The sequence below is a fragment of the Streptomyces sp. NPDC003034 genome, assembly GCF_053591375.1.
Genome location: NZ_JBSFTS010000031.1, coordinates 1 through 13879, shown reverse-complemented (window position 1 = coordinate 13879; position 13879 = coordinate 1). Strand labels below are relative to the sequence as shown.

Genomic DNA, 13879 nt, shown 5'->3' with positions numbered 1-13879 from the left:
GCGCACTTGCTAGAGTCGGTGTCCATGTCGATCCCTGATGACCTGCTCATCGATCTCGCAGCCATGGTCGAGTCGGAGCAAACCAATCAGATGTCCCTCACCGTCGTGGTTCACGGCGCGGTCATCACAGGCCGCCTGGCTCCTGAGCGCGTCTGGCGCCAGCGCGTGGCCGAGGTCCTCGAAGATTCCGCGCGGCTCGGCCCGTTCGCCGGCGTCTTCCGGGAGTCCGAACAGACCGGCCGCGACCGGCTGGCCTCCGGACCCCCCTCCCACCTGCACTTCCATGTCGCCAGGATCCTCCAGGGCACCCTGGGCATCCCGGAAACCGGCGGGATGTACCGGATCGCCCTCAAGGACGTCAGCGCCTGGACGGTCGGGGACTTCAGCTACTCCGACAAGTGAACGACTCCGGCATCGCACCACTCCGCCACGGCGGCATCACCCACGGGTGAGCACCGCCGACGACTGGGCGCCGTCCTCGACCGGCCGCCGCCTCACGAGCCCCTCGTACGTCCGCCTGCCGGCGGTGCGGACGGGGGGCTCCGTCGTGGTGCCGCCTCCCCGGATGGCCCACGACGAGGTGGTATCTGATTCGTGGGGTACGTAGCGTTTTGTACGGGTATATCCCCTGAGTCAGCGCGACGACGACCCCTGTCCATCGGGACCACTCCGTCGGAGGAGCGCAGCCACATGCACCGTACAGACCTCACAGACGTCGCAACCCACGAGGCCAGGGCCTTGTCCGTGTCCCTCTTCCGGAGACTGGCCGAGCTGGAGGAGGGCAGCGCCGAGTACTCGTACGTCCGCAACACCCTGGTCGAGCTCAATCTGAGCCTGGTGAAGTACGCGGCCCGGCGCTTCCGGGGCCGCAGCGAGCCGATGGAGGACATCGTCCAGGTCGGCACGATCGGCCTGATCAAGGCCATCAACCGGTTCGACCCGGACCGCAAGGTGGAATTCACCTCGTTCGCGATGCCGACGATCGTCGGCGAGATCAAGCGCTTCTTCCGGGACACCAGCTGGGCCGTCAAGGTCCCGCGCAGGCTCCAGGAGCTGCGGATCGACGCCGCCAAGGCCCACGACGCCCTGGAGCAGGATCTGGGGCGTGAGCCCACGGACAGCGAGCTCGCCGGGCACCTGCACGTCTCCCCCGAGGAGCTCGTGGAGGGCCGCAAGGCCGCGCACGCGTATTCCGCACGCTCCCTGGACGCGCCCGTACAGGAGGACAGCGACCGCGACCCGTACGCCGGACGGCCGGCGCTCGGGGAGGAGGAGGAAGCGTACGACCGCATCGAGTGCCTGGAATCCCTCAAGCCGATCCTGGCGGAACTGCCCGAACGGGAGCGCACACTGCTGGCGCTGCGGTTCGGGCAGGAGCTCACCCAGTCCGAGATCGGCGACCGGCTGGGGCTGTCGCAGATGCACGTGTCCCGGCTGCTGACCCGCACCCTCGCACGGCTGCGCACCGGGCTCCTCAGCGACGAGGTCCCCGAGCTTCCGGATTCCACCCGGCAGGCGAACCGGCAGGCGGCCCCGGAGCGGCTGCGGGAGCCTGTCCGCGAGTCGGCTCAAGGCCCGGCCCGCGAGTCGGCTCAGGAGCCGGTCCCGGAGGGCGCTCCGGCAGCCGCCGCCCCGGAGCCGCAACCTCCAGCCAGACCGTCTTGCCGGGCCGCCCGCCCCCGGACGGCACCGAGCCCCAGCTCCGCGAGAGCCGTTCCAGCACGATCAGCCCGTGCCCTCCCGGCTGCGTACGGTCGCCGGGCGGGCGGCGGCGCGGAGGCTCCGGACTGTCGTCGCTGACCTCCACGCGCAGTCGCTCGGCGGAGTGCCGCAGGACCAGTTCACGGGGGCCGCCCGCGTGCAGGCAGGCGTTGGTCACCACTTCGGAGACCAGGAGGAGCACGTCCTCCATGGCCTCCGGCGCCCGCAGCCACTGCCAGTCGGTCAACGCCTGCCGGGTGAAGTCCCGGCACCGCGTCACCACTCCGGCCGTGGCGCCGCCCAGGACCAGCCTCCGCGTCTGCTCGGCCACAGGGCCTCCTGTCTCCGCGCTGCACTTACCCCTGCCGAGGATGCAATCCTAGGCTCGCCAGTTCCCAGCCTTCCCTGGTCCCGGCCTGACATCCCCCGGCCTATTATTTCGCAATCCGGAAGTTCCATTCCAGGAAGTGAAATATCAGGATCCACACGCTCCGATCACCGTTCCCCACTCCCTGAGCCGCCGGCTCCGGGCGTCCGCATGCTGGACAACTACGCTCGGCACATGAACGCAGCAGCCGACACACCCGCCGCCCTGGAAGACGCCTCGAAAGAGACCGTGAAAGACGCCGACCGGAAACATGTCTTCCATTCCTGGTCGGCGCAGGAGCTCATCGACCCGCTCGCCGTCGCCGGCGCCGAGGGCTCGTACTTCTGGGACTACGACGGAAACCGGTACCTCGACTTCTCCAGCGCCTTGGTCTACACCAACATCGGGTACCAGCACCCGAAGGTCACCGCGGCCATCCAGGAGCAGGCGGCCAGGCTGTGCACGGTCGCGCCCGGCTTCGCCGTCGACGTGCGCTCCGAGGCCGCCCGGCTGATCGCCGAACGCACCCCGGGTGACCTGGACAAGATCTTCTTCACGAACGCCGGGGCCGAGGCGGTCGAGAACGCGGTCCGCATGGCCCGGCTGCACACCGGCCGGCCCAAGGTGCTGTCCGCCTACCGCTCGTACCACGGTGCCACCTCCACCGCGATCAACCTGACCGGCGATGCCCGCCGCTTCGGCAACGACACCGCGACCGCGGGCGTCGTGCACTTCTGGGGGCCCTTCGCCTACCGCTCCCCCTTCTACGCCACCACCGCGGAGCAGGAGTGCGAGCGGGCGCTGCGCCACCTGGAGGACACCATCGTCTTCGAGGGCCCGCAGTCCATCGCCGCGATCATCCTGGAGACGGTCGGCGGCGCCCCCGGCGTGCTGGTGCACCCCGACGGCTACCTGGCGGGCGTGCGCGAGCTCTGCGACCGCCACGGCATCGTCTTCATCCTGGACGAGGTCATGGTCGGCTTCGGGCGCACCGGCGCCTGGTTCGCGGCCGACCACTGGGGCGTCACGCCCGACCTGCTCTGCTTCGCCAAGGGCGTGAACAGCGGCTACGTGCCGCTGGGCGGCGTCGCGATCTCGGCCGCTATCGCCGAGACCTTCGCCCGCCGGCCCTACCCGGGCGGACTCACGTACTCCGGGCACGTGCTGGCGTGTGCGGCCGCCGTCGCCACGATCAACGTCATGGAGGAGGAGGGCATCGTCGAGCAGTCCGCCCGCACCGGCGCCGAGCTCCTCGGGCCGGGCCTGCGCGCGCTCGCCGAGCGCCACCCCTCGGTCGGGGAGGTCCGGGGGCTGGGCACCTTCTGGGCGCTGGACCTCGTCCGGGACCGGCGGACGCGCGAGCCGCTCGTCCCGTACAACGCCGCGGGCGCCGCCAACGCGCCCATGGCCGAGTTCGCGGCGGCCTGCAAGAAGGGCGGGCTGTGGCCGCTCACCGCGGGGAACCGCATCCACATCGCGCCCGCCTGCAATATCGCGGAGCAGGACGTCGCCAAGGGCCTGCGGATCCTCGACGAGGCGCTGTCGGTGGCGGACGCGCATACGGCCTGACCTGCGGGTCTGTGCGGTCGCCCAAGCCGTGGGTGCTGGTGTTCGGAGGATTCGTGCGGTGGCTGACACCCCGTCCGCGTGCTGCAATCCGTGCAGGCCGCGACATCACCGGCCAGGCACCTACGGACCGGGATGCACGTCAGTCCCGGGGCGGTCCTTCGGGACCGAACGGCGGGGAGCGGGCCGACCGCTGGACGCCGGGCGTACGGGATCCAGACGACCGGACTCCGTGTTCCCGAGTACCCGAAGGAAGACAGCATGAGCAAGCACGTCCTGGCGCAGAACCAGTACGGCAAGGCCGAGAACCGCATCGTCAAGGTCACCCGCAAGGGCAATGACGGCTCCTGGCACGAGATCCGCGACCTCAACGTCTCGGTCGCGCTCCGCGGCGAGTTCCGCGACGTCCACCTGACCGGCGACAACGCCAACTGCCTGCCGACCGACACCACGAAGAACACGGTGTACGCCTTCGGCAAGGAGCACGGCATCGCCTCCCCCGAGGCCTTCGGCATCCTGCTCGCCAAGCACTTCGTCTCCTCGCAGTCGCCGATCCGCGAGGCGCAGATCCGCATCGAGGAGTACGCCTGGGAGCGGATCCCGGTCCCCACGCGCAAGGAGCAGCACTCCTTCGTCCGCAAGGGGCAGGAGGTCCGCACCGCGCAGATCACCTACAGCGAGACCACCGGGCTGCAGGTCCTCTCGGGTCTGAAGGACCTGACGGTGATGAACTCGACCAACTCCGAGTTCCACGGCTACATCAAGGACAAGTACACGACGCTGCAAGAGGCCTACGACCGCATCCTGGCGACCAAGGTCACCGCGCGCTGGGCTCACTCGGCGCTCGCCGCCGACGACGCCTCGTACGACTGGGACCGGTCGTACAAGAAGGTCCGCAAGCACATGCTCGAAGCCTTCGCGGAGACGTACTCGTACTCCCTGCAGCAGACCCTGAACCAGATGGCCGAGCGCGTGCTCGACAACTGCCCCAAGGTCAACGAGGTGCGCCTCAACCTGCCCAACAAGCACCACTTCCTCGTGGACCTGGAGCCCTTCGGCCTCAAGAACGACAACGAGGTCTACTTCGCGGCGGACCGGATGTACGGCCTGATCGAGGGCACCGTCCACCGCGACGGAGTCCAGCCGGTGATCGCCACGTCCGACTGGATCGTCGCCTGAGCGGCACGGCGCTCGCCCAGCTCAACAAGGGGGAGACCGCGCCGTCGCCCTGCCAGATGTACTACGGCGGCTCGTACACCAAGTGCGGTATCACCAGCACCCGTTGGGTCAAGGTCACCAAGCACGGCGTCACCGGTTACGTGGTCGGCACCTGCGTGAAGCAGCCAGCCTGACCCGGGGCGCCGACCGGCAAGCTTTCCGGGGGGCGGGGTCGCGCAGCGCCCCCCGGCCTCGCGGACTCCGCTGTGGGCGAGTTTCGGCCTGGCTCCGCTCTTCTAGCCGAGCAGGCCCTTGTGCCGGCCCCCGCGCCGAAGGAGGCTGTGCTGCCGATGAAGTCGACGACGAGGGGGGCCGGTAGTCCATGCCGAGGGCGATCTGGGAATGGCGGGGCTGGACGGGCGCGGCCCCGTTCTGGCTGAACACGTGCCTGCTGCTCCTGGCCCCCTTCACCGCCGTCACCCTGCTCGCGCAGATCGGCGTCATCACGGCCCTGGCCGCTCTGGGCGGCCTGGCCCGGCACCTGTGGTTCGGTGACTACGGCCACCCGGCCATCCACCTCGCCGCCGCCCTGATGGGCGCGGCGGCGGCCACGCTCGTAGTGGTGTGAGCCAGTGAGCTTCCTCCGGCCCACGGCTTCCACGGACCCGGTCCGGGAGCGCCACAGCCACTGACCTCCGCGCACCCGCGCGTTCCGCGTAGCCCGTGTTCTCCTCGTGGCCCTGCGGCCGGCTGTCAGCCGTGCGGGGTGTCTTCCTCCGCCGGTCGGGGGCATCTTCGGGCCCATCCGAGAGCCGCCCGGCGTGTCGGGGCACACCGGACGCATGAGCGGGACACGGCGCGACCGGACGGTCCGGGCCGCATGGACGATCCGTGCGGTACGGACGCTGAGAACAGCACTGACCAGAGCCCTGACGGCTGCCTGCGTCGTACTGCTGTGCGTGTTCGGCGCCGGCCCGGCCGCCGCGATGGCCGCCGACCACCGTCCCGCCTCCGGCGCCCCCCTGGAACCCGTCGAGGGCCAGTCCGATCCGGCCGCCGAGCCGGAGACACGCGCCGCCGTCCGGACGTTCGCGCGCTGGAGCCCAGGCGTACGGCAGCTGCCGCTGCGGACGTTTCACGTGAAACATGGCGCCCGACCGCCGTCCGCGCACGGATCGGAAACCTCCGGACCGGCGCTGCCTTCGCGGGCGGCTCGGGGCGTGGTCCTGCGCTGCTGAGGGGACCGAGCAGTGGCACGCGACCCCCCACAGACCCTTGAACACACGTGAGGTTCCACCATGCCCATCGACCCCTACACCGCCCTGAACGCCATGATCCGCGCCGAGGCCGTCCGCTACACACCGCCGGCCCGCCAGTCCGAGCCCGCGGCGCCGAAAACCCCGTCCGCGGCCGCCGAGTCGGAGAGTGAACCCAAGCAGGTGAGCGCCGCCGCCGACTCGGCCGCGTAGGAGCTCCGCCCGGAAAGGGTGAGGCGCCGGTTCCGCTGCCCTCGGCACCGAAGGTGACCGGGTGGGCTTCGACCACGGGCAGGGGAACCGGCGCCCCTGCCCGGCCCCGCCGGCTCACGCCCGCCACGGCCGCGGGTAAGGGAGCGCGGGGCGGAAAGCACGCTGTCCGCGGGCTACTTCCGGTTGTACAGCCGCATCGTGACAGGGCCGAAGACCAGGACCAGAAGTCCCGCCCACCCCAGCGACCAGGCGATCGCGGCGGCCGGCCACTCCCCCGCCATCAGGCCGCGCACGGCGGTCGTCAGGTGGGTGACCGGGCTGTTGTTGACGAAGGCCTGAAGCCATCCCGGCATCGTCCTGGGGTCCACGAAGATGTTGCTCAGGAAGGTGAGCGGGAACAGCACCATCATGCTGACGCCCATGACGGACTTCTCACTGCGCAGCAGCAGCCCGAACATGGTCCACACCCACGAGAAGGCGAACGAGAAGACGATCAGCAGCGCCACCCCGGCCACCACCCCGGCGACCCCGCCCGCCGGACGGAAACCGAGGATCAGACCGACGGCCAGCATCACCGCCGAGGCGATCGTGTAGCGCAGCATGTCACCGAGCAGGTAGCCGACCATCGTGGAGGGCCGCCAGACCGGGAGCGAGCGGAAGCGGTCGAAGACGCCCTTCTCGATGTCGGTGTTGACGGAGACACCGGTGTACATCGTGATCATCACGATGGACATGACGAGGATACCGGGCAGCAGGGTCTGGACGTAGATCCCGGGCGAACCGGCCAGCGCACCGCCGAAGAGGTACGTGTACAGCAGCACCATCATGATCGGGAAGGCCGTCACGTCGAAGAGCTGCTCGGGCACGTGCTTGATCTTCAGGACGGCCCGCCAGCCGAAGGTCAGGGAGGTGGACAACGCGCTCGGGCGGGGCAGGCGCTCACCGGCGACCAGGAGGGCGGCGAGCTGGTCGGCGCGCGGGGCCACGAATTCCAGCTCGGTGGCGGCCGTGGCGGCCGTGTTGCCGTTGCGGTCGCTTTCGGGGGAGCCGGTCTGCTCGGTGTTGACGCTCATGTCGTGCCCTTGTCGTCGGTGAGCGCGAGGAAGACCTCGTCAAGGGTGGGCTGGCCGAGCGCGAAGGTGTCGACCACGATCCCGGCCCGGGCCAGCTCGGCCAGTGCGTCGGCGGCGGACCGGGCGTCGTCCACACGGGCGGTCAGCGCGACGGGATCCGGGGCCGGCTGAACGGGCTCGTGCAGTACCTCGGCCAGCCGGCGCACGGCTTCGTGCCGCTGGGCTGGATCCCGGAGGCGGACGTGCACGCTGCCGGAGCCGACGGAGGCCTTCAGCTCCCCCTTGGTGCCCTCGGCGATGACCTTGCCGTTGTCGATGACGGCGATCCGGGAGGCCAGCTGGTCGGCTTCATCCAGGTACTGGGTCGTCAGCAGGACGGTGGTGCCCTGGCCCACGACCGCCCGGACGATCTCCCAGACCTGGTTGCGGCTGCGCGGGTCGAGACCGGTGGTGGGCTCGTCCAGGAAGAGCAGGTCGGGAGTGTTGACGATGGAGGCGGCGATGTCGATGCGGCGCCGCATGCCGCCGGAGTAGTGCTTGACCTGGCGGCCCGCCGCCGCCGAGAGCCCGAACGCCTCCAGGAGCTGGGCGGCACGCTCGCGCGCCGCGGGCCGTGAATGCCCCAGCAGCCGGGCCAGCAGCACCAGGTTCTCGGTGCCGGTGAGGTCCTCGTCCACGGAGGCGTACTGGCCGGTGAGGCTGATCCGGCTGCGGACCGCGTCCGGCTCCCGGGTGACGTCCTTGCCGAAGACGCGGGCCTCCCCGCCGTCCGGGCGCAGCAGGGTGGCCAGCATCTTCACCACGGTGGTCTTGCCCGCGCCGTTGGGGCCGAGCACGCCGTAAACGGTCCCCTCCGGTACGCGGAGGTCGACCCCGTCGACGGCCCTCGTCTCTCCGAAGACCTTGACGAGGCCGGCGGTCTCGATCGCGTGGCCGGCGGAGGTCGTGGGACTCAGTCCTCGTGTGCGCAGGAGCGGTAGGCGGGTGCCGCGTGAGGCATGAGGGTGGGTGCCGCGTGTGGCATGAGGGGATCCTCTCTCCCACCCTCCAGGGCACACCCGCTTCCACCGCCGGGCAAGTGGATCAGCCGGTCCGTCCGGTCAGGGCGTGCGGACCGCCACCGCGTCGATCTCGGGGAGCATCACGGGCAGGGCGAGGGCGGCGACGCCAGCCGACACGCCGGGCCCGCCACCCGGCCGCAGCAACAGCGCTCGCGCCGCGCGGCGGCCCCGCTTTCCCTGGTGACGTGCGCACCATCCTGTCGGCGGTACTCATCACGCTCGTGGCCCTGCTCGTGCCCGCGAGCGCCGTGGCGTACTGGGCCGACCACGAGCTGGGCGACGCCGACCGCTACACCGCCGCCATGTCCCCGCTGGCCGTGGACCCCGCCGTACAGGGCGTCGTCGTCGACCAGGCCACCCGCGCCCTCGCCGGCCAGATCGACGCCGGCCCGTTCCAGGAGGGCGTCGACGCCCTCCTCGGCGAGGCGCTGAGCTCCTTCACCGAGACCCCGGCCTACCGGACCGCCTGGGACGCCGCCAACCGCGCCGCCCACGCCGCCTTCCTCCAGGCGCTCACCACCGGCCACGGCGACGCCGTCACCATCGAGCTCGGACCCGCCATCGACCAGGTCAAGGGGGAGCTCGTCGCCGACAGCGTGCCCTTCGCCGACCGCATCCCGGAGACCCGCCTCTCGGTGAAGGTCATGGAGTACGACGACCTCGGCGCGCTCCGGAAGGGCTTTCGCATGCTGCAGATCGCCGGTGTCTGGCTGCCCGTGCTGACGCTGGTGCTGGCCGCGTCGGCCATCGCCTTCGCCGTCCACCGGCGGCGCGCGGTGATGGCCACCGGGCTGGGGCTCGCCATCGGGGCAGGGCTGCTGTGGACCGCCGTGGTGCTGGGCCGGCGGCTGACCCTGGACGATCTGCCCGCCGACATCGACCGGTCGGCCGCCGGGGCGGTGTACGACGCCCTCACCGCGTTCCTGCGCACCACCACCTGGGTGGTCCTGGGCGTCGGACTCGCCGCCGCGCTGGCGGCCTGGCTCATCGGCCGGCTGCGCCGCACCCCATAAGCTCGGAAGGTACCCACACGTAGGCAGAGCGCCCGACAAGCACGCAGACCGTGTACAACCGGGCCGAGGCCGGCAGCTGGGGCGTGCGCGGGCCATGACTGGGAGCAGCGCCCGGCCCGGCGTCCCGGCCGGCGCGCGAGAACCGATCCACCAGCGGGCCACGGAAGCGGGAATGAGCACCGAACCCACCGACCAGATACCGCCCGGGAGAGCCCGACAGCATCCGCTGGCGCCGCCCGCCTGGCTGCTCAACGGACTGCGGCCGAGCAGCGCGCCCATCCCCTGGGCCGCCGTCGTGCGCGCGGCGATCGCCCTGGCCGCCCCGCTCGCCGCCGGATTCGCCCTGGACGAGCCCGAATACGGCGCGCTCGTCTCCATGGGCGCCCTGGCCGGGGTCATCGGCGACACCGCCGACGCCTACCGGATGCGCATCCTGAACATCGCCGTCCCGCAGCTCTTCGGCGCCGTCGGGGTGGCGCTGGGCACCCTCGTCTTCGGTCGCGGCTGGCTGGCGGTCGGCGCCCTCACCCTGATCGCCCTGGTCTCCGGGATGATCTCCTCGATCGGCACGGTCGCCTCGGTCTCCGGGCTGCTGCTCCTGCTCAACGCGGTGGTCGGCGCCGGACTCCCCATGCCCGAGCCTTGGTGGACGGCTCCACTGCTGCTCACCACGGGCGGGCTGTTCGTCCTCGCACTGACCTTGCTGGGCTGGCCCCTGCGCGGCCGCAGACCCGAGCGGGCCGCCGTCGCGGCCACCTACCGGGCCCTCGCCGCGACGCTCGAAGCCGCGGGCGGGCCGGAGTACGAGGAGCACCGCCGGGAGGTCACCCAGGCCCTGAACCACGCCTACGACCTGATCCTCGGGCGGCGGGGACGGGTCCACGGCCGCAGCCCCTCCCTGGTGCGGATGCTGGCCCAGCTCAACGTGGTCATCCCGCTGGTGGAGGCCGCGCCCGCCGCGCACCTGCGCGGGCGCCCGCTGCCGCCCGAGATCCCGGCGGCCGTACGGGAACTGGCCGCGGCCGTCGAGGAGGGCCGCACCGGGACTCCCATCCTCACCGTGCCCACGCCGCACGGCCCGTCCGAGCGGGCCCTCGACGCGGCCCTGCGGCACGCCGCGACCATCGTGCACCTCGCCGAACCGGACCCGTACAACGTCGACGACCGCCTGGGCCGGCCCGCCGCCCTGCGCGTCCGGGCCCGGCGGGCGGTGCGGGACATGATGCTCTCCGGGGCCTCCTGGCGGTACGGGCTGCGGCTGGCGCTGTGCATCGGGCTCGCGCAGTCGCTGGTGTCGCTCATCGAGGTCGAGCGGTCCTACTGGGTCGCGCTGACCGTCACCTTCGTCCTCAAGCCGGACTTCGGCTCGGTCTTCTCCCGGGCCGTGCTGCGCGCGCTCGGTACGGCGGCCGGCCTGGTCATCGCGGCGGCCGTCCTCGCCGAGGTGCCGCGCGGCTGGTGGGACGTGCCGGTGATGGTGGGGCTCGCCGCGCTGATCCCCGCCTTCTCCGTCAAGGGGTACGCCTTCCAGACCGCCGCGATCACCCCCGTGATCCTGCTGCTCTCCGACCTGCTGAACCACCAGGGCTTCGACCTGATCAGGCCGCGGCTGCTGGACAGCCTGATCGGCTGCGCGATCGTTCTGGTCTTCGGGTACCTGCTGTGGCCGGAGAGCTGGCACTCCAGGCTCGGCGACCGTCTCGCCGACACGGTGGAGGACGCCGCCCGGTACGTCGAGCGGGCCTTCGGCGCCCCGCAGGATGCCGGGGACGCCGACGCCGAGGCCCGGGTGCGCGCCGCCCGCACCGCCCGGTTGCAGGCCCGGCGGCGGATCTACCGGGACCTGTCGGGCGTGCGGAGCGAATTCCAGCGGGCGCTGACCGAGCCGCCGCCGACCGGGGCGCGGGCCGCCGCCTGGTGGCCGCTGGTGGTCGCCGTCGAGCGGATCGTCGACGCGACCACCGCCGCGCGGGTCCGGGTCAACCACGGGGCGCCACCGCCCGCGGCTCCCGAGGTGGAGTCGATCACCCGGCAGCTGCGGGCGCTGGCGGAGCTGGTGCGCAGCAGCCCGACGCCGGAAGGGGCGGAGGTGGAGCCGCGGGGTGGGGAGTCCAGCGTGCTGGACCCGGTCCGCCAGGAGATCGCGGCGGCCCTCGCCATCGCCTCCCCGACCGCACCGGGCCCGCCCGGCAGTTGATCCGCTTCCCGGCGCCCGAGCGGTTCCCGGCGCCCGAGCCGGTTCCGCTCGGGCCGCGACGGTGCACCGGACCGGACACCGGCGGGCTCCTCGGTGCTCACCCGTACGGCTCACCGCCCGGGCCCGGCGGGCCCCGGCGGGAGAGCATCGGTACATGCGCCACCTTCCGAGCGCCCTGGTCATCCCCGTCCTGGCCGCCACCTTGGCGGCCGCGGCCGGGTGCGCCGACGTGGAGGGTGTGCAGAGTCACGGCGACCGCGGCACGGCGCACGCCCCGCTGAGCCTGTGGGAGGACATCCACCCCGCCCCGCCGGGCCCCGGGGAGCAGCCGGGGGCGGCCGCCGTGGTGCCCGGTCTGCCCAAGACGGAGGGCCCGACCATGCGGGGCGTGGACGCGCTCGCCGTCGTACGCGCCGACATCACCTCCCAGACGGACGAGGACGGCGGCACCGGCCGCCTGGTCGACCCGCGGGCGGTGCGGCGGATCGCGCTCTGTACACAGGCTGTGGACGGCGGTCCCGACTGCCCGGTGCGGCCCGGGGTCCTCCACGATCTGACGGGCGACGGCAAGGAGGAGCTGATCACCGCCCTGGACATCGACGGCCGGCTCAGCGAGCTGCGCGTCTACACCGTCCGGGACGACCGGTCCGTAGCCCGGATCCTGTCCCGGCGCGCGGTCCTGGAGGGGGTGGAAGTGGCCGCCGAGCATCTGGCGGTGCGCGAGCCGACCTCCAATCCGGCGTACGTCTCCATCTCCGACTACGTGTGGGATCCGGCGGCCGGAATCATGAACCTGTCCCAGCTCACCCTGGACGAGTGCCCCGGTCTCAGGGAGGGCTCCGCCCTCTGCTCTCCGTCGAGGGCCGCCTGAACGGGAGCGGGACGCGATGCGCGCCTTCAGCAGTCTGCGGTGGAAGATCGCCCTGACCACCACGGCCGTGTGCTGCGCGGTGGCGGCGGTGCTGGGCGTCCTGGTGCACAACGTGGTCGCCCGGCAGATCGTCGGGGAGGTGCGCAAGGACGCGGACCGGGACCTCGAACACGCGCTGGGGCACTACCAGTACGGCACCTCGCACGGCGATGTGAACACCGGCCTGGACCCGCCGGGGCTGCCCCGGCGGCTGCGCGAGCTGGTCGCGCGGGGAGAGACGGGCACCATGGTCGGTGAGCACGCGGGCAAGCCCGTCATGTGGGCCGCCGCCCCCGCCGACGGCAAAGCCCTCGCCGTCTGGCTCCCGTACGAGACCACCCGCCACCGGCTGCGGGACATAGACGCCGCGATCCTCGCCTCCTCCGCGCTCGCGGCCGGAGTGGTGGCGCTGGCCGGGCTGTTCCTGGCCGGCCGGATCAGCCGGCGGCTCGCGACCACGGCCGAGGTGGCCCGCCGGATCAGCGGCGGGGACCTGGACGCCCGGGTGAACTTCCCGGCCGACGGTGACGGGCAGGAGCCACCCCACTCCCGGGACGAGGTACGGGACGTGGCGCGGGCACTGGACTCGATGGCCGCCTCGCTCCAGGGCCGGCTGGAAGCGGAGAGGCGCTTCACGGCTGACGTCGCGCACGAGCTGCGCACCCCGCTCACCGGCTCGCTGGCGGCGGCCTCCCTGCTGCCGGAGGGCCGGCCGAAGGAGATGATCAACGACCGGCTTCAGGCGCTGCACCGGCTCACCGAGGACCTGTTGGAGATCTCCCGCCTCGACTCGGGGATCGAGCGGGCCGATCTGGCCCGGGTCGAGCTCGGGCACGCCGTGGAACGGGCCGTGACGGGCACCCGGCTGCCCGCGACGGTACGCGTCCTCCGTGACGCCGTGGTCCTCACCGACCGGCGGCGCCTGGACCGGATCCTGGCCAACCTGCTGGTCAACGCGCACCACCACGGCCGGCCGCCGGTCGAGGTGACCGTGGACGGTCCGGTGGTGAGGATCCGCGACCACGGGCCCGGTTACCCGGCGGAGTTGATCGAGCAGGGCCCGCAGCGGTTCCGGACCGGCGACCCGGGCCGTGGGCGCGGCCACGGGCTCGGCCTGACGATCGCGGCGGGCCAGGCCGCCGTACTGGACATCGCGCTGACCTTCGCCAACGCCCCGGACGGCGGCGCGGTGACCACGCTCCGGCTTCCCGTCGGGCGCCTTCCCAACGGAAGTTGACCCCCTTCGAGGCCGCTTGTTTCACGTGAAACATGCGTGGGCGGGGGCGGGGGTGAGGTGGAGCCAGGGGGCGCCCCCCCGGCGCCCCCCCGGCCACCGGGGCCGGGAGCCACCCAGCTTTGGACCC

General features: G+C 72.2%; 14 protein-coding genes and 1 pseudogene. 12 read left to right on the top strand and 3 right to left on the bottom strand.

From position 1 onward, the window contains the following. The first annotated feature begins 24 nt into the window (after positions 1-24). The 3 genes and pseudogenes from ACWDX7_RS24785 to ACWDX7_RS24775 all read left to right on the top strand — a co-directional run. Entirely contained in the window at positions 25-402 is a 378-nt protein-coding gene (locus ACWDX7_RS24785) for a hypothetical protein (RefSeq protein WP_451492508.1), read from the top strand. 46 nt (positions 403-448) lie between these two features. After that, complete coding sequence (locus tag ACWDX7_RS24780; protein WP_451492561.1) at positions 449-607, top strand: hypothetical protein; 159 nt, start codon at positions 449-451, stop codon at positions 605-607. Between the two features lie 50 nt (positions 608-657). Further along, positions 658-1485 (top strand): annotated as a pseudogene (locus ACWDX7_RS24775) (SigB/SigF/SigG family RNA polymerase sigma factor); the annotation flags it as partial. Here ACWDX7_RS24775 and ACWDX7_RS24770 read toward each other — a convergent pair. Then, on the bottom strand, positions 1475-1912 hold the full coding sequence (locus ACWDX7_RS24770) for an ATP-binding protein (RefSeq protein ID WP_451492557.1): 438 nt from the start codon (positions 1910-1912) through the stop codon (positions 1475-1477). The pseudogene ACWDX7_RS24775 and the gene ACWDX7_RS24770 sit on opposite strands and share 11 nt — an antisense overlap. Before the next feature lie 351 nt (positions 1913-2263). On the opposite strand from ACWDX7_RS24770, the gene ACWDX7_RS24765 reads away from it, so the two are divergent. The 5 genes from ACWDX7_RS24765 to ACWDX7_RS24745 all read left to right on the top strand — a co-directional run bounded on the left by ACWDX7_RS24765 (position 2264) and on the right by ACWDX7_RS24745 (position 6261). Beyond that, on the top strand, positions 2264-3637 hold the full coding sequence (locus ACWDX7_RS24765; RefSeq protein WP_451492507.1) for an aminotransferase class III-fold pyridoxal phosphate-dependent enzyme: 1374 nt from the start codon (positions 2264-2266) through the stop codon (positions 3635-3637). Positions 3638-3895: 258 nt separating this feature from the next. After that, a complete protein-coding gene (gene pucL, locus ACWDX7_RS24760) occupies positions 3896-4813 on the top strand; it encodes a factor-independent urate hydroxylase (RefSeq protein ID WP_451492506.1) in 918 nt (305 codons plus the stop codon). Positions 4814-5174: 361 nt separating this feature from the next. Beyond that, positions 5175-5420: a hypothetical protein gene (locus ACWDX7_RS24755; protein WP_451492505.1), complete on the top strand. Its 246-nt coding sequence runs from the start codon at positions 5175-5177 to the stop codon at positions 5418-5420. A gap of 214 nt (positions 5421-5634) precedes the next feature. Then, positions 5635-6030 (top strand): hypothetical protein, encoded by a 396-nt coding sequence (locus ACWDX7_RS24750; protein WP_451492504.1) that lies wholly within the window; start codon positions 5635-5637, stop codon positions 6028-6030. Between the two features lie 60 nt (positions 6031-6090). Beyond that, positions 6091-6261, top strand: coding sequence for a hypothetical protein (locus tag ACWDX7_RS24745; RefSeq protein ID WP_451492503.1), 171 nt, complete (start codon positions 6091-6093; stop codon positions 6259-6261). 173 nt (positions 6262-6434) lie between these two features. Here ACWDX7_RS24745 and ACWDX7_RS24740 read toward each other — a convergent pair whose 3' ends face one another. Continuing rightward, complete coding sequence (locus tag ACWDX7_RS24740) at positions 6435-7334, bottom strand: ABC transporter permease (protein ID WP_451492502.1); 900 nt, start codon at positions 7332-7334, stop codon at positions 6435-6437. Next, on the bottom strand, positions 7331-8290 hold the full coding sequence (locus ACWDX7_RS24735) for an ATP-binding cassette domain-containing protein (protein ID WP_451492556.1): 960 nt from the start codon (positions 8288-8290) through the stop codon (positions 7331-7333). The genes ACWDX7_RS24740 and ACWDX7_RS24735 overlap by 4 nt, the downstream gene beginning before the upstream one ends. Before the next feature lie 290 nt (positions 8291-8580). Here ACWDX7_RS24735 and ACWDX7_RS24730 point away from each other — a divergent pair, with 290 nt between their 5' ends. From ACWDX7_RS24730 to ACWDX7_RS24715, 4 genes are all read left to right on the top strand, one after another. Beyond that, positions 8581-9408, top strand: coding sequence for a hypothetical protein (locus ACWDX7_RS24730; RefSeq protein WP_451492501.1), 828 nt, complete (start codon positions 8581-8583; stop codon positions 9406-9408). A gap of 172 nt (positions 9409-9580) precedes the next feature. Next, complete coding sequence (locus tag ACWDX7_RS24725) at positions 9581-11605, top strand: FUSC family protein (protein ID WP_451492500.1); 2025 nt, start codon at positions 9581-9583, stop codon at positions 11603-11605. A gap of 154 nt (positions 11606-11759) precedes the next feature. After that, positions 11760-12476, top strand: coding sequence for a hypothetical protein (locus tag ACWDX7_RS24720; RefSeq protein ID WP_451492499.1), 717 nt, complete (start codon positions 11760-11762; stop codon positions 12474-12476). Positions 12477-12492: 16 nt separating this feature from the next. Then, positions 12493-13752, top strand: a complete 1260-nt coding sequence (locus tag ACWDX7_RS24715; RefSeq protein WP_451492498.1) for a sensor histidine kinase — start codon at positions 12493-12495, stop codon at positions 13750-13752. The last annotated feature ends 127 nt before the right edge of the window (positions 13753-13879 follow it).